The organism is Falsiruegeria mediterranea M17, assembly GCF_900302455.1.
GTDB classification, from domain to species: domain Bacteria; phylum Pseudomonadota; class Alphaproteobacteria; order Rhodobacterales; family Rhodobacteraceae; genus Falsiruegeria; species Falsiruegeria mediterranea.
In genome coordinates this window covers 151,802-172,011 of record NZ_ONZG01000007.1, presented here as the reverse complement: position 1 = coordinate 172,011, position 20,210 = coordinate 151,802, and the positions used below count along the sequence as shown (strand labels likewise).

19 protein-coding genes are annotated in these 20,210 nt (G+C 59.6%); 7 read left to right on the top strand and 12 right to left on the bottom strand.

Features of this window, described 5'->3' with window-relative positions:
- Positions 1–6: 6 nt before the first annotated feature.
- The 4 genes from TRM7615_RS14745 to TRM7615_RS14730 all read right to left on the bottom strand — a co-directional run bounded on the left by TRM7615_RS14745 (position 7) and on the right by TRM7615_RS14730 (position 4,164).
- Positions 7–1,389, bottom strand: coding sequence for a pyruvate dehydrogenase complex E1 component subunit beta (locus TRM7615_RS14745; protein WP_108788848.1), 1,383 nt, complete (start codon positions 1,387–1,389; stop codon positions 7–9).
- A gap of 14 nt (positions 1,390–1,403) precedes the next feature.
- Positions 1,404–2,393, bottom strand: coding sequence for a pyruvate dehydrogenase (acetyl-transferring) E1 component subunit alpha (pdhA, locus tag TRM7615_RS14740; RefSeq protein WP_108788846.1), 990 nt, complete (start codon positions 2,391–2,393; stop codon positions 1,404–1,406).
- A 135-nt stretch (positions 2,394–2,528) separates the two neighbouring features.
- Complete coding sequence (locus TRM7615_RS14735) at positions 2,529–2,828, bottom strand: FtsB family cell division protein (protein ID WP_108788844.1); 300 nt, start codon at positions 2,826–2,828, stop codon at positions 2,529–2,531.
- Between the two features lie 139 nt (positions 2,829–2,967).
- On the bottom strand, positions 2,968–4,164 hold the full coding sequence (locus tag TRM7615_RS14730; protein ID WP_108789106.1) for a phosphoglycerate kinase: 1,197 nt from the start codon (positions 4,162–4,164) through the stop codon (positions 2,968–2,970).
- 132 nt (positions 4,165–4,296) lie between these two features.
- On the opposite strand from TRM7615_RS14730, the gene TRM7615_RS14725 reads away from it, so the two are divergent.
- The 4 genes from TRM7615_RS14725 to TRM7615_RS14710 all read left to right on the top strand — a co-directional run bounded on the left by TRM7615_RS14725 (position 4,297) and on the right by TRM7615_RS14710 (position 6,921).
- Positions 4,297–4,803 (top strand): peptidylprolyl isomerase, encoded by a 507-nt coding sequence (locus tag TRM7615_RS14725; RefSeq protein WP_108788842.1) that lies wholly within the window; start codon positions 4,297–4,299, stop codon positions 4,801–4,803.
- A complete protein-coding gene (locus tag TRM7615_RS14720; protein ID WP_108788840.1) occupies positions 4,796–5,344 on the top strand; it encodes a peptidylprolyl isomerase in 549 nt (182 codons plus the stop codon). Before TRM7615_RS14725 ends, TRM7615_RS14720 begins: the two co-directional genes overlap by 8 nt.
- 126 nt (positions 5,345–5,470) lie before the next feature.
- Complete coding sequence (locus tag TRM7615_RS14715; RefSeq protein ID WP_108788838.1) at positions 5,471–6,430, top strand: DUF3179 domain-containing protein; 960 nt, start codon at positions 5,471–5,473, stop codon at positions 6,428–6,430.
- 116 nt (positions 6,431–6,546) lie between these two features.
- The gene (locus tag TRM7615_RS14710; protein WP_108788836.1) at positions 6,547–6,921 is read left to right on the top strand and encodes a hypothetical protein; all 375 of its coding nucleotides are present in this window, start codon (positions 6,547–6,549) and stop codon (positions 6,919–6,921) included.
- Positions 6,922–6,926: 5 nt separating this feature from the next.
- On the opposite strand, the gene TRM7615_RS14705 is transcribed toward TRM7615_RS14710, so the two are convergent.
- The 7 genes from TRM7615_RS14705 to TRM7615_RS14675 form a co-directional block, all read right to left on the bottom strand.
- Complete coding sequence (locus TRM7615_RS14705) at positions 6,927–7,253, bottom strand: hypothetical protein (protein WP_108788834.1); 327 nt, start codon at positions 7,251–7,253, stop codon at positions 6,927–6,929.
- 194 nt (positions 7,254–7,447) lie between these two features.
- Positions 7,448–7,969 carry a bactofilin family protein gene (locus tag TRM7615_RS14700; protein WP_108788832.1) on the bottom strand — a complete coding sequence of 174 codons (522 nt, stop codon included), beginning with the start codon at positions 7,967–7,969 and terminating at the stop codon, positions 7,448–7,450.
- Positions 7,959–9,287, bottom strand: coding sequence for a M23 family metallopeptidase (locus TRM7615_RS14695; protein ID WP_108788830.1), 1,329 nt, complete (start codon positions 9,285–9,287; stop codon positions 7,959–7,961). Before TRM7615_RS14695 ends, TRM7615_RS14700 begins: the two co-directional genes overlap by 11 nt.
- A 237-nt stretch (positions 9,288–9,524) precedes the next feature.
- Positions 9,525–10,373, bottom strand: a complete 849-nt coding sequence (locus TRM7615_RS14690) for a ferritin-like domain-containing protein (protein ID WP_108788828.1) — start codon at positions 10,371–10,373, stop codon at positions 9,525–9,527.
- A 39-nt stretch (positions 10,374–10,412) separates the two neighbouring features.
- Positions 10,413–11,429, bottom strand: coding sequence for a glutathione S-transferase C-terminal domain-containing protein (locus TRM7615_RS14685; RefSeq protein WP_235824097.1), 1,017 nt, complete (start codon positions 11,427–11,429; stop codon positions 10,413–10,415).
- Between the two features lie 4 nt (positions 11,430–11,433).
- Positions 11,434–12,003 (bottom strand): hemerythrin domain-containing protein, encoded by a 570-nt coding sequence (locus tag TRM7615_RS14680; RefSeq protein ID WP_108788826.1) that lies wholly within the window; start codon positions 12,001–12,003, stop codon positions 11,434–11,436.
- Positions 12,004–12,425: 422 nt separating this feature from the next.
- Positions 12,426–13,529, bottom strand: a complete 1,104-nt coding sequence (locus TRM7615_RS14675) for an alpha/beta hydrolase (RefSeq protein WP_108788824.1) — start codon at positions 13,527–13,529, stop codon at positions 12,426–12,428.
- Between the two features lie 246 nt (positions 13,530–13,775).
- Between TRM7615_RS14675 and TRM7615_RS14670 the strand changes: the two genes are divergently transcribed.
- Positions 13,776–14,825: an alpha/beta hydrolase gene (locus TRM7615_RS14670; protein ID WP_108788822.1), complete on the top strand. Its 1,050-nt coding sequence runs from the start codon at positions 13,776–13,778 to the stop codon at positions 14,823–14,825.
- A gap of 360 nt (positions 14,826–15,185) precedes the next feature.
- Here the strand turns inward: TRM7615_RS14670 and TRM7615_RS14665 are convergent, their stop codons facing one another.
- Positions 15,186–15,647 (bottom strand): peroxiredoxin, encoded by a 462-nt coding sequence (locus TRM7615_RS14665; RefSeq protein ID WP_108788820.1) that lies wholly within the window; start codon positions 15,645–15,647, stop codon positions 15,186–15,188.
- A gap of 97 nt (positions 15,648–15,744) precedes the next feature.
- Between TRM7615_RS14665 and TRM7615_RS14660 the strand changes: the two genes are divergently transcribed.
- Both TRM7615_RS14660 and queA read left to right on the top strand, forming a co-directional pair.
- Positions 15,745–19,107 carry a YhdP family protein gene (locus TRM7615_RS14660; protein WP_108788818.1) on the top strand — a complete coding sequence of 1,121 codons (3,363 nt, stop codon included), beginning with the start codon at positions 15,745–15,747 and terminating at the stop codon, positions 19,105–19,107.
- Between the two features lie 41 nt (positions 19,108–19,148).
- The gene (queA, locus tag TRM7615_RS14655) at positions 19,149–20,198 is read left to right on the top strand and encodes a tRNA preQ1(34) S-adenosylmethionine ribosyltransferase-isomerase QueA (protein ID WP_108789104.1); all 1,050 of its coding nucleotides are present in this window, start codon (positions 19,149–19,151) and stop codon (positions 20,196–20,198) included.
- Positions 20,199–20,210: the final 12 nt, after the last annotated feature.

Genomic DNA, 20,210 nt, shown 5'->3' with positions numbered 1-20,210 from the left:
ATCCGATCAGCGGTAGGTCACTTGCTTGACCGCGGCGATCACCTCGTCCGTGGTCACCAGCGCCAGTTTTTCCAGGTTGGCGGCGTAGGGCATCGGGACATCCTTGCCGGTCAGGTTGATGACGGGCGCGTCGAGGTAATCGAAGGCTTCCTGCATCACGACCGAGCTGATGTAGCTGCCAACGGAGCCTTGCGGCCAGCCTTCTTCAACTGTCACCAAGCGGTTGGTTTTCATCACCGATTTGATGATCGAGCCGGTGTCCATCGGACGCAGCGTGCGCAAGTCGATGACCTCGGCTGAAATGCCCTCTTCGGCCAGTTTGTCGGCTGCTTCCAGAGCATATTGCATACCGATGCCGAAGGAGACGATGGTAACATCCGTACCTTCGCGCCAGATGCGGGCCTTGCCAAACGGCACGGTGAAATCATCCATCACCGGCACGTCAAACGAGCGACCATAGAGGATCTCGTTTTCCAGGAAGACCACCGGGTTGTTGTCGCGGATGGCGGTTTTCATCAGGCCCTTGGCGTCCGAGGCCGAATAGGGCATGACCACCTTCAAACCGGGGATCTGCATGTACCAGGCGGCGTAGTCCTGGCTGTGCTGCGCACCAACACGGGCGGCGGCGCCGTTGGGACCGCGGAAAACCATGGGCGCGCCCATCTGACCACCGGACATATAAAGCGTCTTGGCGGCCGAGTTGAGAATGTGGTCGATCGCCTGCATGGCGAAGTTGAATGTCATGAATTCGACGATCGGGCGCAGACCGGCCATGGCCGAACCCGTGGCAATGCCGGCAAAGCCGTGCTCGGTGATCGGTGTGTCGATGACGCGCTTGGATCCGAACTCGTCCAGCATCCCTTGTGAGACTTTGTAGGCGCCTTGGTATTCGGCGACTTCTTCTCCCATCAGGTAGACGTCTTCGTCGCGGCGCATTTCTTCGGCCATGGCGTCGCGCAGGGCTTCGCGGACCGTTTGCTGCTTCATTTCGGTGCCTTCAGGCCAATCCGGTGTCAGATCAACCTGCGGAGCGGCGGGGGCCGCTGCGGCAGGGGCAGGGGCGGGCGCCTCGGAGCCTCCTGCGGGGGCCGCCTCGTTGCCCGCGGCGGCGGCTGTTGGCGCGCTGACGATGGCATCGGCGCTTTCGCCTTCTTCGAGCAGCACCGCGATGGGAGTGTTCACCTTGACCCCTTCGGTGCCCTCGGCCACCAGGATCTTGCCGATGGTCCCTTCGTCAACAGCCTCGAACTCCATCGTGGCCTTGTCGGTTTCGATCTCGGCCATGATATCGCCCGAGGATACGGTATCGCCCTCTTTGACCAGCCATTTGGCCAGCGTGCCTTCCTCCATGGTCGGCGACAGGGCGGGCATGAGAATTTCGGTTGCCATGTCAATCTTTCCCCTCAGGCGTAAATGTCTGTCCAGAGCTCTTCAACAGCGGGCTCGGGGCTTTCCTTGGCGAAATCGGCGGCCGCGTTCACCACGTCCTTGATTTCCTTGTCGATGGCCTTGAGGTCATCTTCGCTGGCGTGCTTACCGGTGAGCAGCATCGAGCGGACCTGTTCAATGGGATCACGCTCTTCGCGCATGCGCTGCACCTCTTCGCGGGTCCGGTATTTGGCCGGGTCCGACATCGAGTGGCCGCGGTAGCGGTAGGTCTTGATTTCCAGGATGTAAGGGCCCTTGCCCGAGCGGCAGTGCGCCACCGCCTTTTCGCCAGCTTCCTTGACTGCCAGCACGTTCATGCCGTCGACCGCCTCGCCGGGGATGCCGAACGCCTCGCCACGGGTGTAGATGTCGGGTGTCGAGGTCGAACGCGCTTGCGCCGTACCCATGGCGTATTGGTTGTTCTCAATCACGAAGACCACCGGCAGATCCCAGAGGGCGGCCATGTTGAACGCCTCGTACACCTGGCCCTGGTTTGCGGCTCCATCACCGAAATAGGTGAAGGTCACGCGCCCATTGCCCTTGTACTTGTCAGCGAACGCCAAACCGGCGCCCAGGGGTACCTGCGCGCCCACGATACCGTGACCACCGTAGAAATGCTTCTCTTTCGAGAACATGTGCATCGAGCCGCCCTTGCCTTTGGACAGTCCACCTTCGCGGCCTGTCAGCTCGGCCATGACGCCGCCCGGGTCCATGCCACAGGCCAGCATGTGGCCGTGATCGCGGTAAGATGTGATGCGTTTGTCGCCTTCTTCGGCAGCAGCCTCAAGGCCGACAACAACGGCTTCTTGTCCGATGTAGAGGTGGCAGAACCCACCGATCAGGCCCATGCCATAAAGTTGACCGGCCTTTTCTTCGAATCGGCGGATCAGCAACATCTCTTTGTAATAATTCAAAAGCTCTTCAGCAGAAACGTTTGGTTTCTTTGTACTTTTTCGCGCGGCCATCGTGGCGATCTCCCCCTTCCGGCAAGATAGTTTAGCGTTAAACTATCTAATAGAGTATTTCCCACGACAAGGCGAGCGAAATTGTGACGCGGGGGAAAGTCGCGCTGATATCTGCTTGGGAGATGTGCGAAAGCTCTAGCGAATGACGATCTCGTCGGCCCGAAGCAGGCCCAGAACCGAGCGAGCCTGTTGGTCGAGAAGATCAAGATCCAAATAGCTGTCCGACAGGCGCAGGGTCAGGTTGCTCATCTGATCAATCTCGGCATTCAGCCGATCCAGATCGCGCGACAAGGCGTCGGCCTCGGCTGCAATCTCGGCCCGACGGAACAGCCCGAAATCCCCCTGCACGGCGGCAAAGGTGAAATAGGTGCCCAGGGCAAACGCCACTGCGAAAAAGATCAATGCACCAAAACTGGGTCTGTTGGAACGGGGCACGCCGTTGTCCTGCCTCTGGATTTATTCTGCTCGCACCCTTTGCGGGCGTCTGTTGTGCAGTATGGCACAGGCGAATCACCTTGTGAATCCCCAAAATGCAGGGAATTCACAATGATTTCAGCCGTTAAGGTTGTGTGGCTCAGCCTGCTTGATCCAAAGCGGCAACACCTGGCAGAGTCTTGCCTTCCATCCATTCCAGGAAAGCGCCGCCTGCGGTTGAAATATACGAGAAGTCGCCGGCCGCACCCGAGGCATTCAGGGCTGCCACTGTGTCGCCACCACCCGCGACCGATGTCAGCTGCCCGGCGCGGGTCATTGCGGCCGCCTTGAGGGCAGCTGCATTGGTCGCCGCGTCAAAGGGCTCCAACTCGAACGCGCCCAGGGGGCCGTTCCAGATCACGGTCTTGCTCTGACCGAAGATTTCGGTGATGCGCGCAACGCTGTCGGGACCCGCGTCCAGGATCATGCCCTCTTCGGGGCATTGATCGGCGGGCAGCACCTGATGCGGGGCGTGGCTTTTAAAGGTCTCGGCGACGACGATGTCGGTTGGCAGGATGATCTGGCAACCCAGACCTTCGGCTTTCTTGATGATCTCGGCGGCGGTGTCCTTCATGATGCGCTCGGCCAGCGATTTGCCGACACCCATGCCTTTGGCGACCAGAAAAGTGTTGGCCATGCCGCCACCGATCACCAGGTAATCCACCTTTTCGATCAGGTTGCTCAGCAGTTCCAGCTTGGTCGAGACCTTGGCCCCGCCCACAACGGCTGTCACCGGGCGCTCGGGCTGACCAAGCGCGCTTTCCAGAGCCTCAAGCTCGGCCTGCATCAGTCGGCCGGCGCAAGCGGGCAACAGGCGGGCAAGCGCCTCGGTCGAGGAATGCGCGCGGTGCGCTGCCGAAAAGGCGTCGTTGCAATACACATCACCCAGGCGCGCCATGCCAGCAGCCAGGTCGGGGTCGTTTTTGGTTTCCAATGCGTGAAAACGGGTATTTTCCAACAGCAGAACTTCGCCGGGCTGAAGCAATTCGGCGGCCAGCTCGGCCTCGGTGCCCACACAATCGGCGGCAAACAGCACTTTGGTTTCAAACGCGCGCTCGAGCGTTGGCACCAGTTGGTTCAGCGACAGGTTCTCGCGGCGTTCACCACCCGGACGACCAAAGTGCGCCAGCAGGATCGGACGGCCCCCGGCGGCCAGGATATCGCGCACGGTGGGGGCGATGCGGCGGATGCGGGTCGAGTCGGTCACGACGCCATCCACGATCGGCACGTTGATGTCCACGCGCACCAAAACGCGCTTGCCGTTCAGATCCATGTCGTCGAGTGTTTTCCAGGCCATCATGTGCTCCGCGTAAAATCAACAAATCTGCGTGCTCTTTCCCCGGAATCCGCTCTCAGGTCAATGCGCGACTTGGCATTCGGTCGGGGGGCGCTTAGGTATTCGCCCAACAACTTGCTACAGGAGGGCCCAATGGCCGAGATCAAGGATCCAGAAAACACCGTCATCGTCGAGCTGAAGGGCGGCAATGTCGTCATCGAGCTGCTGCCGGATGTGGCACCCAAACATGCCGAACGCATGAAAGAGCTGGCACGCGCGGGCGAATATGACAACGTGGCCTTTCACCGTGTGATCGACGGCTTCATGGCGCAAACCGGCGACGTACAGCACGGCGACATGGAAGACGGGTTCAACCTTCGCATGGCGGGCACCGGTGGGTCATCGCTGCCCAACGTTCCGGCCGAGTTCTCGAAACTGCCGCATGACCGTGGCACCCTGGGCGCGGCGCGTTCCGCGAACCCCGACAGCGCCAACTCGCAGTTCTTCATCAACTTCAAGGACAACCACTTTCTGAACGGCCAATACACCGTTTACGGCCGCGTCATCGAAGGCATGGAACATGTCGACGCAATCGTGCGTGGCGAGCCGCCTGCAAGCCCCGACCGCATGATCAGTGTCAAGGTGGCCGCAGATGCGTAAGCTGGCCGCTGCCTTTGCGCTGATGGCCAGCCCTGCGCTGGCCACTGGTTTGCAGATCGAGGTCGAAGGCGAAGGCGCCAATGGCACGATCACTGTCGACCTGCTGGAAGACGTGGCACCCAAGCACGTGGAACAGATCGCAGCTCTGGCGGCTGAGGGTCAGTATGACGGCGTGGTGTTTCACCGCGTGATCGACGGTTTCATGGCGCAGACGGGCGATGTCGAGTTCGGCAAGCTTGGGGGCAACATGGCAGCTGCTGGTCGCGGCGGCTCCAGCCGCCCGGACCTGCCGGCCGAATTCTCGGACATCCCGTTTGATCGTGGTGTCGTGGGAATGGCGCGCGCGCAAAACCCCAACAGCGCCAACTCTCAGTTCTTCATCATGTTCGACCCAGGCCATTTCCTGAACGGTCAATACACCGTAGTGGGCAAGGTCACCGGCGGCATGGACGTTGTCGACCAGATCAAGCGCGGCAAAGGCCAAAACGGCTCCGTCGTCGGTCAGCCGGACGTAATGAAAAAGGTCACCGTGACCGAGTGATGCTTTTGGCGGTGTCCCAAGCAATTGGGGCACCGCACCTTTGGTCAAATCTGCGTGTTGGGGGCTGTTCAGCAGTGCCTTGTGCCCGCAGACTTTGCGCGTCGTATCACTGAACAGGTGTGACCCATGCGCGGACTGCTTTTCTTACTCTTTTCTCTGATCGCCACCACCGTTCTTGCCAGCCCCGAGTTCTGGCGCAGCGAATGGCCGGATACCGACTTTTCCCGCAGCAGCGTCAAGAACTGGGGAGAGATCCTATCAGGCGGCCCGCCCAAGGATGGCATTCCGGCCTTGAGCGACCCCAGCTTCCTGCGCGTGGGCGATGAACGCCGGATCAAGGGCCGCGAGCCGGTGATCACGGTGGAAGTCGACGGGGCCGAGCCGCGCGCCTATCCGATCCGCTACCTCATGTGGCATGAGATCGTGAACGACAGCGTGGGCGGCGTCCCGGTGGCGGTGACCTTCTGCCCGCTGTGCAATTCCGGGATCACGTTTGACAGGCGGGTCAGGGGACAAGTGCTGACTTTTGGCGTTTCGGGCAAGCTGCGTAACTCTGACATGGTGATGTATGATCGCGAAACCCAAAGCTGGTGGCAGCAGGCCATTGGCACCGCTATTGTCGGAGAGCTGAATGGAACCCAATTGAGGGCGCTGCCGACCTGGATGGAAAGCTGGGCTGAGTATAAGGCCCGCAATCCCCAAGGCCTTGTCATGGCGCAACCCAGCTACAACCGGTCCTATGGCCGCAACCCTTACGAGGGCTACGACAGCCTGAGCAAACCGTTCCTGTACAACGGCGAGCTGCCGCCCCATGGCATTCCACCGCTGGCGCGGGTGGTGCGGGTGGGCGATCGTGCTTGGCCGGTGTCCAGGTTGCGCGATACCCCCGAACTGCGCGAGGCCGGAGTTGTACTGTCCTGGACTGCCGGTCAGGCTTCGGCGCTGGACACGGGTCGCATTGCGCGGGGCAAGGACGTGGGCAGCATTCGCGTGACAGACGGGCAGGGGCGTGATCTGCCCCACGACGTCATGTTTGCCTTTGCCTATCATGCGTTCTGGCCCAATGGTCAGTGGATGTTGAAGTAGCCCTCGCCATCGACCCCGGAATGCACTAACCGCGGCACCAAACACCCAGCTTTTCGTCAGCTAGCAATCAAGGACGCGCACGGCGCACTCCTGCCCCTGTTTGATGGCGAATGAACATGCTGAAAATTGCCTTGCTGGCCCTGACCCTGTCCGCGGACGGAGAGTTGCCGATGCAAGTTACGGAAACCAACGATTGGGTGGAAAACGCGATGCAGTATGAGCGCAGCGCTCAGCTCTACAAGGCCACTGGTGTCGAGGCCGTTGAAACCGTCTGTGGTGAACACGATCTACCGCTGAGCGAGATCCCGGCTTTTGCAGCCCCTGCGCCAGAGCCGTTCCGGTTTCGCATGACGATCGGTCAGAACGGACGCTTCCGCATTGACCCATTGGGCGAGCGACAAAGCTGCACCCTGTCGAACGACTGGCCGAACCGGGCCTCTTGCCCGCTGTCCGGCCAGACTGTTGATCTCGAGCGGTACGCCTGCTTCTGAACGGCTTAGCCGTCAGTGAAGGTGTAGGACCCCAGGTCACACAGATCGAGGCCATAGTCCTCGAACTCGGCCCCGTCCGAAAATTGGCCGCGGATGTCATAGACGCAGGTGCTCAGACCATCAGCAATCACGACGCCGATCTCATAGCCCGGAGCGAGGTAGCCGCCTTCGAGCAGGTTGCCTTCCCAAGCATCAGAGGTGGCCGCGCTGACGTTGAAGCCGATCAGGTCCGCGCTGGACTCATTGATCAAAAAGAACTCCAGATCTTCGGCTACAGCCGCCGAACCAAAGGTGAGTGCGGCCAATGTTGCCCCAAGCAGAATGCGTTTCATGATGATCCCCTACATGTGAATGCTGCAACTCATGCGATTTGCAGGGGCTGCATGATCGCTATTGTGCGGAATTCCGCCGAAGAGGGAAGGGGTTACGTTCAACTTCCGCGAATCTGGGACGCCAGGCACAAAAATCGCCGACACGGAGTCCCCGTATCGGCGCGTTCTGTTTCGTCTGCGAAATTGTCGCGAGATTACTTGCCTTCAGCCGGGGCCGCTGCAGGCGCTGCTGCCGGGTTGGCAGCGGGCTTGGCAGAGCGGCCGGGGTTCAGCGGGTCGTCCTGACGCTGTACGGAACCTTCGAAGTGGGCGCCGCTTTCGATCGCGATGGTCTTGTGGATGATGTCGCCTTCGACACGCGCGGTCGAGGTCAGGCGCACCTTGAGGCCACGCACGCGGCCCACGATGCGGCCATTGATCACCACGTCATCAGCGGTCACTTCGCCTTTGATTGTTGCGCTTTCGCCGATGGTCAGCAGATGAGCGCGGATATCGCCTTCGACGGTACCTTCGACCTGGATGTCACCGGTTGTCTTCAGGTTGCCGGTGATGTGCAGGTCCGACGAGAGCACCGATGCGGGCGGCTTGGCTTTGGGGGCACTGGCTTTGAAATCGCTTTGGGCAGGCGCTGTGGGCGCAGACGTCGGGGCCGCCGGCTTGGCGGCGGCTTCGGGGGCCTTGGCACCCGGCTCGTTGATTTTGCTCTTAGAAAACATTTCGTGCAGCCTTGATGTAGATCATGGGGTTTACGGGTCTCCCGTTCACGCGTACCTCATAATGCAGGTGGGTTCCAGTCGACCGTCCGGTGCTACCCATATCAGCAATATGATCCCCGCGCGAGACCCTTTGACCCTTCTTCACGCGAATCCGCGTGTTGTGGGCATAAAGTGTCTCAATTCCAAAGGCATGTTGGATTTTGATCATCCGTCCGAACCCCGACTGCCACCCGGCGTGTGTCACCACGCCATCGGCGGTGGCAAAGATGTCGGTGCCGTGGGGGCCGGCAAAGTCCGAGCCGTTGTGCATGCGCCGACCGCCGGTCTTGGGGTCTCGGCGGAAGCCAAAGCCGCTGGTATAGCGCACGGCGGTGCGCACCGGGCTGGCAAAGGGCGCCTTTTCGGCCGCAATGCGATAGAGGTTCAACTGATCCATCTGCTGTAGCAGTTGGTTCGCGCGGGCCTCGTCAGCCGAGGGCTCTTCACCGCGCGTACTCAGGGATAAAGGGGTCAGCGGACCGCCCTGACCGCTGTAACCCCGCCGGACCTGCTCGATGATGCGGTCGGTGGGCATGCCTGCACTGCGGAACATCTTGTCCAGCGGCTCGACCGAGATGGTCATTGCCTCTTCCAACTGACGGAAGATCTGGTCGTTCTGTTCCCGCATCAGGCGGATTTCCAATTCCAACTCATCGCGCTGATCCAGAGCGTCCTGAGCGTCGGTGATGACCTGATCGCGCTGCTGTGCCGTGCGTTCCAGTGCATCTGCCATAAAGGTCATCTGAACAGGGGCAGTGGCTGCCACGTGGTGGACCGTTGTCTCGTCCTCGTTCTGCGCCTCAAGCTGTGCCAGCGCGTCACGGGCCGCTTCGCGGTCTTTCATCGTGTTGCGCAGCGTGCTTTGGATCACGTCGATGCCGGTCTCCAGCTCGCGACGGCGCGTTTCGGACTCAAGCAGTTCAGACTGCATGACCGAGATCTGTGCCAGGGCTGCATTGAACCGCTCCTGGGCTGCGATGGCCTCTACAGCGCGGGCGTCGCGTTCATCCGAAAGGGCGTTGAGACGGTCCTGATAGGTCATCTGATCGCGTTTCGCCTGCTCGCGAAAGTTGCCCGACCCAATGCTGTCCATCAGCAGGATCGCGGTGGCCACAATGGCCCAGGCCACAACTACGGTAACGCCGGCATAGGCGATCAGCTGTGTTTCCGGCCTAAGCCGGATGAACCTGGTGTCGGTGTCGGATTTGAGAAACAGGCGGCGTTCGGGAAAGACACTTTCCAGAAACGCGTGTATCTTGATTGCCAGACGTGTTCGCACGCGTCTTTCCTTGTCTTACCCCTCTGACGGCGTTTTCGGTGAGTGACCGTCAGCCTTGGGGCGATTGAATAACCAGACAGGGCCGTTTGGGCAAGTTTGTTAACCTGTTGGTCGAAACTGACGGGGTTTCGTGCCGAACGTGAGCGGATTTCTGCCGATGGCGCGGTTTTTTATGCGGACGTTCAGGGGGTTGTCCCTGATCCGCATCAGAAAACCGTCAGCACGCACAGGGGCATATCACCGAACATGCGCCGGATACTGATCCGCCAGGGGCCAGTAGAAATCAGGTGGCAGGCCCGCAGCTGCGCGCTTCTCTTCGTTGAAAGGGGGCTTTAGCCCGCCTTTGAAGTAATGACGCACCAGTTTGTGAAACTCTTCCTTGGGGTCGATGTTGTCGCGCCCGCACAGGAAATTGAACCATTTCGAGCCATAGGCCACATGGCTCACCTCTTCGGCATAGATCGTTTCAAGGCATCCAACGGCTTGTGCCTCGCCTGCTTTCTTGAAGATGTCGATCATGCCGGGGGTCACATCCAGACCACGCGCTTCGAGGACCATGGGAACAATCGCCAACCGTCCCAGCAGATCCCCGGCGGTGTCGATAGCTGCACGCCACATACCTGCATGCGCGGGCAGCGCGCCATAATGGCTGTCCATCGCCTCAAGGCAAGCGCACATCATGTTGAAATGGTTCGATTCCTCATCCGCGGCCTGCACCCAGTCATCATAGAACCCCATGGGCATCGGCACATCGGTAAACCGCGCGATGATGTCCCAGTGCAGGTCCACCGCGTTCAGCTCGATATGGGCCACCGCATGCAGCAGAGCGATACGGCCCGCAGGCGATCCGGGTTTGCGCTTTGGCACGTCACGGGGGCTGAGCAGATCGGGCTTCTCGGGACGGGCTGGATGCTCGGGCGGCGTGGCTTCACCAATCTCGATGGCCTCACCGGCTGCGCGCGCGGCCTTCCACCGTGCGGCATAGGCGCGAGATTTGGCGGTTTTGGCGCGGCCATCTGCGGTGGTCAGCACATCGACGGCCATGGCGGCCAGGGTCTTGGGGGTTTGTGATGTGCTTTGATCCATCGGCTTGCCTGTTGTGTCTCTGGTTTCACGCGCTGCATATCAGGTTTCACCGCTGATCCAACCGCTATGGATCGCGCGCCAGCTCTGGATGGTCATAGGCTTGGGGGTAGGGCAGTGGCTTGTCTGGCCCCAAGGGGACAACACCATTCCAACTGCGCCCGAAGTATCCCTGACGGCAATGCTCCAGAGAGCAACTGTCCGCGACACCCGGCACAGCCATTGCCACAGACGCGGATAGTCCAGGATCTTGGCCCCGTTCAGTTTCATGCGCAGGTAATAGACCGGATCATGACGATAGAGCGTGGGGAAGAGGCGCAGGTCAGCCTCGGTAAAGCGGTCGCCCGTGAGGTAGGGACGGTCATCGCTCAGGCGGTGCTCCAATTCGTCGAGGGTATGGAAGTAGGCGGCATAAGCGCTGGCATAGACCGACTGGTCTGAAGAAAACCCTGCTTTGTAGGCCCCGTTGTTGATGGTGACATAGATTTGCTCGTTCAACGCGTCGACCTCGGCGCGCGCGTCCACCGGGTAAAGGTCAATGCCGCCGTCGCCGCCAAGGGCCTGCGCATGTTCCCCCAACATCCGAATGATCTCGGCGCTTTCGTTGTTCACGATGCGCTTTTGCAGTTTGTCGTAGAGGATAGGGACAGAGCGCTCGGAAGCCCCTTCGGCCTCATAGATCTGTTTGACCAGGCGAAACCCTTGCCCGGTGCCGGTTTCAAGGGTGCATTCCGATAGAGGAGCCCCTGTGAGAGTGGCCACCATATCCGGCGCGAACTGCCAGTTGTTGGGGCCGTCTGTGTCATTCTCATCCGTCCGATTGGGAAAGGCCACGTTCAGGGTGATGCTGTCCTGTAGCCCCAGCACATTGCGGGCTAGGGTCACGCGGTGGCACCAGGGGCAGTTCAACGCCACAAACAGATGATAGCGCCCGGGTTCTACTGGAAACTCGGGATCGCCAATGGCATGGCGGAACCCGCTGACGCCGCGCACAAATTCACCTTGTGCGCGGCGCGTTGTGGCACCGGTCTGGTCTTCTTGGGTAGAACGATCGCCCATGGGCTTATCCTCTCAGCCGGTGATGCAGGATGATTGGAACTGCCAGTTCCTCTTCATCGCTCAGGTGACGCTGCAGGAACGCCTCGATTGTTTCCGAGGTGCGATGCAGGGCGCCCACTTCGTCGCGGACCTGACCGGGATCAAGCTGCATCAGTTTGATCACACGATTTGCCGTTTTGGTGTAGCTGTCCAGTACCTTGTCCAGATCGGCATGGTCCTGTTCCAACACCTCCAGCCCCTGATCAAAGCGCGGATCGGCTTCAGACAGCTCAGGGAAATAGCTGTGGTCCTCCCACCCGTGATGACCGTGCAGGTTCCCGACGAGGGCGTTTCCATAGTAGGACAGCCGCCCGGCGTAATCTTCGTCCGACATGTCCTTGCCCAGATAGGTCTGGGCATCCGTGCGCAGCAGCTCGGCCAAGCGGCGGAACATCTGATGGGCCCCCAACCAATGGCGGGTCTTCTCGTGGAAGCCGGGGTGAGCATCCCAACTGTCGCGCGGATAGGTGTCGAGCAAGACACGCATCTCGTCCGGCATGTTGTGGGTTCTGATGTCAAAAGTGGTTTGGGTCATGATCTCGCTCCTTTCGCCACAGAAGGTGGGACTGGAGAGGGGCCTATCCTATCTCTGTTAATGCACAGGCTCTGTGCCCGGCGGAGCAGACATGAAAAAGGGGGGGTCTTTGAACCAAGCCTCTTACCAGAAGTGTTGCTGATCATGTGCGAGCGGGGGCGCGATCGGCGGCACGTTAATGTCCGGATCGAGCCCAAACCGGAAGTGCTCTGTCCTTTAATCTCGCAGTCGCAGCGATGATTTAGCTGAAGCTTTGGGCTGCGATGCAACAAGAAAAACCGACGTTCGGTTGAACTGCCGCGAGTTTAGGGTGCCAGGCGTCCGAGTTGCAGGACGGATCGGTTGTTTCTGATGATTGGTTCGAACGGCCGGTTCAGTGAAAAATGAAGGTCAACGTCGACGCAGATCCGAAGTATTGTTATTCATTCAAATGCTATTGTGATTGGGATACCGCCAATGACTTCGTCAAGTCGTGTCGCTCGTTGGCTGCGATCAAACCGACTGTTGTCATTCAGTCCATTTCCGATCAGCTTGACTACTTCGGGAGAGCCAGCAAACTTTGAATGACTGCCGGAACTGGAGTTACTGACCTTTGTTAGATCAATGGCGATAACCCCAAGCGTGGCAAGTTCGTCGATATCGGACGCACCGACTCGTGGCACTCCCCCAGCTATTTTTCGAGAAACGCTCAAGGCGCTGTCATCTCCAGATAACAGAACGAAAAACCGGTCGAATTTTGTGTCAATTTGCTCGAGTTGGGAGCGGAATAAGTCCATATCGATATCGGGTGCGGCCAGGATGATGGTTTGAAGTTTTCCGGTGGCATTGAACCTACCTGTCTGGACCGCATCCTTCATGGCTTCCATGGTGAGGAACGCGCCCATGGAGTGCGCGAAGATGTCGATTCCATCCGCATTTGTTCGGGCTACAATTTCACTTATTTCCGGAAGTCTTGGCCTTGCTATTAGGGCACTGTTCAAGTCGTAGACGTAGCGTGTAAGACGTGCGGCTGACGCCCAATCAAATAGTACGGGCACACCCTGAAATCCGCTGTCCTCAACAAATTGCGCCAACCTTAACACTGCGTCGCTGGTAGTATTGTTGTAGCCATGAACAAAGAAGAGAATATCCCTTTTACCCGGAGGGATGTTGTGCAGCTCTCGGTTCACAGAAGCAATAAAGGCTTCCTCATTTGCGTAGATTGTCGGCTCGACAACGGCAAACTCAGTTCTTGGATCAGGCGGCAACCTTTTAGGGCGCTCCAACTCGCCCACGACGTGCGTTGGTGGTATTGAAACCTGCACAGACGCCAAGCCCAGTTCTGGAGCCCGCTGGTCGGAGTAGAGTGCGCCAACGGTTTCTGTTGGTTGGCGCGTTGTCATAAGAAAAACTTTTTGCTTCACTGCTGATTCAACGGAAGCAACAGGTGTCTTGGGGTTGTCTATTCCGATGAGTTCCGGAGGCGGCGAACACGCCACCATCAGTATTGCTGCCGCCAAGCTTGAGAAAAAACGTACATAGAGCATAACGTACACGCTACGGTGATAGCTATGGTCTTTCAATGACTCAGATCAAGCTTGGACTGTGGCAAAATTTGGTTGACGAAATGGCGCGACAGCGTTTCCGGGAGGGATAGGTTATAATGTGGGCCAGAGCCCAAGTGAGAAATTCAATGCACGACCGGCAAAGCGCAAGATGACCTGAGTCAATTTAAACTTGAGAAAATCAGTTATCATCGCACAGAACTACGGCAGCTCAGGAGTGTATCCGCTATGAAGCATCGCAACCGTCCGATCTGGCTTATAGCAAGTGTCGTCGCCGTTGCACAAATCGCAACCCAAGCTCCAGCGCAAGGTGCCGAACCGCTTTGGGCGCACGCGCCGGAGACAATCTCGTCTGAATGGAGCGCAGTGCTTTCCGCACTCGGCCAAGGGCGGGACGCAGCGGTTCCTTCCCCGGATGATGTGCAAGCGTGGCAAGCACTGCAGGACGCCGACAGCACTGCTAAGATCAAAGCAGCGGCACCGTTCGTTGAGGCGTTCAACGGTACGTTTCGGGATATCACGCTTGGCGGCGTCCCAGTGGTCGAAGTCATGCCTGACAAACTGGCACGTGATGACAAAATAGCAGTTTACCTACATGGCGGTGCCTATGTCTTCAACTCCGCCAGAGGTGCGATTACCTCGGCGATCCTACTTGCAGATGAAACGGGTCTTACTGTCATGGCCGTCGACTACACTCTGGCGCCACATGCCAAGTGGCAAGAAACCACAGATGAGGTCCTATCCGTCTTCGCCGCTCTTGGTGAGCAAGACTTCGCGGCTTCAGATATCGTGCTCTACGGTGACTCTGCAGGCGGTGGCCTCTCGGCCGGCAGTACCTTGAAGATGCGTGATCAGGGCATGGAAATGCCCGCAGCATTGGTTCTCTGGTCGCCTTGGACCGATATCTCTGAGACTGGGGATAGCTATGTGACGCTCCAGGATGCCGAGCCGTTCTTCACGTACCAGGACGTCCTCGGTCCTTCGGCTCTGGCTTATGCCGATGAAACGGACCACCGGCACCCTTACGTCTCTCCGGTTTACGGCGACTTTACAAAGGGCTTCCCGCCAACTCTCATCCAAGGAGGCATCAAAGAGATTTTCCTCAGCAATTTTGTAAGGCTCTATCAGGCATTGGATCAGGCCGGGCAGACAGTGAAACTCGATCTTTATGAGGGGATGCCGCACGTCTTTATGGCGGCATTGCCGGAATCGCCTGAGTCAAGAGTTGCCGTGAGAAAGACAGGCGATTGGGTCTCCGAGTTCTTGCTGGATGAATAGATTGAGTCGCAGCTAGCGAATTGGATGAAAAGCAACAGCAACCGAGCCCGAAAGTGAGACTCCGAGAGGTCGATTTGAGGCGCGACCCATTTGATCGTTCTTAATGTCTGGTTCGGGGAAGTGTGCAGCACTGCCGTGACATGTTCAGTAAATTGGCCGACACTTTGAGTGGAATTTCTCTGCATCAGCATCAGGCGGCTTTGTCCGCATAGCCGTCGTTCCACACTACAGAACCCCGCAGAGATCTGCGACGGTGTACTATCGTAAGAGCCTGTTGCGCCGTGCGTTGTTATTGGCCTTGCAACACTTCTGGTAAGAGGTTTGTTTTTGAACCGCGCCCTGTCAGTCGTCCGGAAACGGTCAAAGCGCTTGGACGGCCTCCAGAACCTCATCCACGTGACCGGGCACTTTGACCTTGCGCCAGACGTGCGCGATCTTGCCCTCGCGATCCACGACAAAGGTGGACCGCTCAATGCCAAGGAATTTCTTGCCGTACATGCTCTTTTCCTTCCACACGCCGTAGTCCTCGCACATGGTGCCGTGCTCATCGGACAAGAGCGGCGTCGTCAGCTCATGCTTGGCAACAAACTTGTCGTGTTTTGCCACGCTGTCCTTGGAAATGCCGAAAACTTGAGCACCCGCGTCGGCAAAGGCTTGCAACTGTTCAGAAAAGCCAATGGATTCCTTGGTGCACCCCGGGGTATCATCGCGGGGATAGAAGAACAGGACAACAAGATCGCCCCGCAAATCAGACAGGCTGACCGTACCACCACCATCCCGGGGCAAGGTGAAATCAGGTGCGGTATCGGAAACTTCGGGCATCAGGCAACTCCGGTAAGGGTTTCAAAAGTGTTCGCTTGGATAATAGGTGTCGAGAAAGAAGTTGAAAGGCACAGACGGAAATTCCCAGGGATCTGACGTGACCAAGGATCAAAAGATCACCAAGGCCACGGCACCGCGTCGACGGGCCAAGGTGGGGCGTTGGACGTTTCGTGGTGTTCTGATCCTGGTCTGCCTTGCCTCGGTCACCGCCGTCATGGCCATTGGTCAGACGTTCAGCGCACCCGATTGGCTGCGCGATCGAGTCGCCGACCGGATCGAGCGGAACCTGAATGGCCTGCAGCTTGAGTTCGGGCAGCTGAAATTCATCATTCTCGACGGCTGGCGCCCGCGGATCAGCCTGCAAAACGTGGCGCTCAGGGACACAGAAGGGCAGATGATCGCACAGCTGGCCGATGCCGAGGCCAGCCTGGCGATGCGGCCCTTGTTGCAGGGGCAGGTCAAACCCAAGCGGATCGTGCTCAGTGGGGCTTTTGTCACAATGCAACGCGACGCGCTGGGCAATCTGTCGGTGTCGCTGGGCGAGGGGGCGGCCCCCGTGAGACAGGCGGCCAGCCTGCCGCAGATGATCGAAGCTGCGGACAAGGTGTTCCTGTCGGATCAGCTGTCGGCTCTGGCCGCGGTCGAAGTTCAAGGCATCACCCTGAGCCTTGAGGATTTGGGCAAAGGGCGCGTCTGGACATTGGATGGGGGGCATATCCAACTCACGCGCCATGATCAGGACATGCGCATCGCCACCGGGTTCTCGCTGCTTTCGGGCCGCGACTATGCCAGTTCGATCGAGGCGAACTACACCAGTACGCTTGGCTCGCCCGAGGCCAAGTTCGGCATTTCCGTCAGCGATATCGCAGCCGAAGACATCGCCTTGCAGAACGCCGCCGTCTCATGGCTCGAGGTGCTTGAGGCGCCAATCTCGGGTGCGGTGCGCGGTGGCATTGATGCCCAAGGCGCGCCCAGCCAGATCTCGGCCACGCTGCAGATCGGAGAGGGGGCGGTGCAGCCGAACGCCGAAACGCGCCCCATTCGGTTCACCGGCGCCCGGACCTATTTCACATATGACCCGACCGAGCAGTTGCTGGATTTCAACGAGTTTTCAGTAAACAGCTCTTGGGGTTCGGTCACCGCCGAGGGGCAGGCGGTGGTCAACGGCGTAGAAACTGGTGTGCTGGAGAGCTTGGTGGGGCAGTTGCGGTTCACCGCCATGTCGCTCAACCCCGCTCAGGTGATGACGCAGCCCGTTGTCCTGGACAGCGCCGAGATCGATCTGAAGCTGGAATTGAATCCGTTTCGCGTGCAGGTGGGTCGCCTGACGGTGTCGGATGACGACAAATTGCTGAACGCCTGGGGACGGCTGGCCGCTGACCCCCAGGGCTGGCGCGTATCGCTCGATGGTGCCTTGGACCGGATGACGCCCGGCGAGTTGCTGGGCTATTGGCCCCGCGCTGTGGCACCCAAACCGCGAAAATGGGTTGAAGAGAACCTGACGCAGGGCAATTTCACCAATGGTGACTTTGCGGTGCGGCTGAAACCGGGACAGCGGCCCGATCTTTATGCCGATTTTGATTTCGACCGGACCACGATCCGATTTGCCAAAACCCTGCCGCCCGCGACGGATGCCCGAGGACAGGCCAGCCTGACCGGCCAACGCTTTGCGGTGCTGGCTCATGCAGGTCAGGTTGTGACCGACCATGGCGACATCATCGACGCTGCAGGCACGTCGTTTATCATCCCCGACATCTCGATCAAAAAGGCCGCCCCCGGCATCGCGCGCATCATCGGAACGGGAAGCGTTCCGGCGGTGCTGTCTCTGTTGGATCGGCCACCTTTGAACCTGATGTCAAAATCGAAACTGCCCATCGAACTGGCAGAGGGCCTGGTTTCGGTGCAGGGCACACTGTCCCTACCACTCAAGGACAAGGTCAAGATCCACGATATGGAGTTCCACCTGACCGGAGAAGTGGCGGATGTTCACAGCACCGTTCTGGTCCCGGGGCTGGAGCTGAGAGCGCCGCGCCTGACGGCGGTGGGGGATCAGACGCAGATCGTCCTGTCGGGGAACGGCTTTCTGGGGCAGGTTCCGATGACGGCAACCTGGACCCAACCCATCGGCGACAAGGATACGGCAAAAGACAGTCAGGTTGTGGGCACCATCGAACTGTCCAAGGCCTTGATGCAAGAATTCGACTCTGCCTTTGCCATCCGCGCGCTCAGCGGCAAGGGGCAAGCGGAATACACGCTGGATCTGCAACAGGGGCAGCCGCCCCGCCTGACGGCGCGATCGGATCTGGCAGACGTGGGGTTGAGCGTGGCCGAGCTGGGATGGAGCAAACCACCGTCCGCAACCGGAGAGCTGTCACTGGCGGCCGAGTTCGGCGAGAGCGACGCGATCGAAGACTTTAGCCTGCAGGTGGCCGGGCTGACAGCGGTTGGCAGCATGAGGTTCAACACAACCGGCACGATGGAAAATGCCCGGTTTGATACCTTGCGTGTTGGCAATTGGCTGAACGTGCAGATGGACATGATCGGCCGTGGCAGTCAGGCACCGGACATGATCATTCGGGGCGGTACAGTCGACATGCGTGGCGCAAACCTCGGCGGCGGCAGCGCGGCGGCAGGGGCCTCGGGCGCGGATTCGGGGCAAAGCGTGACCGCGACCCTCGACAGGCTTCAGATCACTGACAGCATTGCGCTGACGGGGTTTCAGGGCAAGTTCGCGCAGGCAGGGGGAATGTCGGGCAACTTTGCAGGACGGATCAACGGCCAAACGCCTGTGAACGGTCAGGTGCTGCCCAAGGGCGGGCGCAGCGGGTTCTTTGTGCAATCCAATGACGCGGGAGGTGTGTTCCGCTCAGCGCAGCTGCTCAACCAGGCACGCGGCGGGTCATTTCAGCTCTCGCTCTCGCCAATCGATGGGCCGGGTTCGTATGACGGATCTCTCAAGGTGCGCAATACACGGATCAAGGATGCGCCCGCGATGGCCGCGTTGCTCAATGCGATCAGTGTTGTGGGCCTTTTGGATGAAATGGCCGGTGCGGGGATTCAATTCTCGGCCATCGACGGCCGGTTCCGATTGGATCCCGAACAGGTGACCGTCTATGAGGGCAGCGCCGTTGGCCCGTCGATGGGGTTGTCGGTGGATGGCACCGTCGACACCGAGCGGCGGTTGTTGAACCTGCGCGGCGTGATCTCTCCGGTCTATCTGCTCAACGTGATCGGCAGCGTGCTGTCCACCCGCCGCGGGGAAGGGTTGGTGGGGTTCAACTATACGCTCACTGGGGCGATGACTTCGCCGCAGGTTTGGGTGAACCCGTTGTCGGGACTGGCGCCCGGGTTTCTGCGCGACTTTCTGCGCGAGCCTGCACCACAAGCGCCTGCGACACGGGGGCAACCACCCCAGGTGCAAAAGGATCCAACCCAGGACAGTGGTGCCGGAGACCGCTGAGGGGTGTGGCCAAGCGCGCGCGGGCGACGTATAGCGCGGGCATGAAACTGAGTGATTTTGATTTCGACCTGCCAGAGACGCTGATCGCCACCCGCCCGGCGCAACCCCGCACCTCGGCTCGCATGCTGGTGGCCGAAGGTGAGGTCATCACCGACGCGGTGGTGCGCGACCTGACGGATTGGCTGCGCCCCGGCGACCGGCTGGTGCTGAACGACACCCGTGTGATTCCCGCGCGCCTGAGCGGACGCCGCCATCGCGACAGCGCCCAAGGGCCGGTGTCGGCCAAGATCGAGGTCACATTGCTTGACCCGGCGGCGGACGGTAGCTGGTCGGCGCTGATCAAACCGCTCAAGAAGGTGAAGCCGGGCGAGACCATCGTTTTCTCGGATGACCTGTCGGCCGAGCTGACCGGTGTCGAGGACGGGCAGGGGCGGCTGCAGTTCAACCTGTCGGGTGATGACTTTGACGCGGCGCTGGCGCAGGCCGGTGCCATGCCGCTGCCGCCGTACATCGCGGCCAAACGACCCGCGGACGAGCAGGACAAGACCGACTATCAAACTGTCTGGGCCAAAAACGCGGGGGCTGTAGCCGCGCCAACGGCCTCACTGCATTTTGACGACGACCTGTTGCAGGCGCTGCGGGATATGGGCGTGGGGTTCACCTATGTCACGCTTCATGTGGGCGCGGGAACCTTCCTGCCCGTCAAGGTCGATGATGTGACAACCCACAAGATGCATTCTGAGTGGGGCCGCGTCAGCGAACAGGCCGTGGCCGAGATCGAGGCGACAAAGGCCGCAGGTGGCCGTGTGATCCCGGTGGGCACCACGGCGCTTCGTCTGATCGAAAGTGCCGCCCAAACCGGCAGGCTGAAACCCTGGGACGGTGACACGGACATCTTCATCTACCCCGGGTTCGATTTCCACGTCACTGACGCGCTGATGACCAACTTTCACCTGCCCAAGTCCACCCTGCTCATGCTGGTGTCAGCGTTGATGGGGCAGGAGCGGATGGCGCAAGTGTACGAGCATGCGGTGAAATCCGAATACCGCTTCTTCTCTTACGGCGACGCGTCGCTTTTGATCCCGGCTTAGGCGAAAACGCCA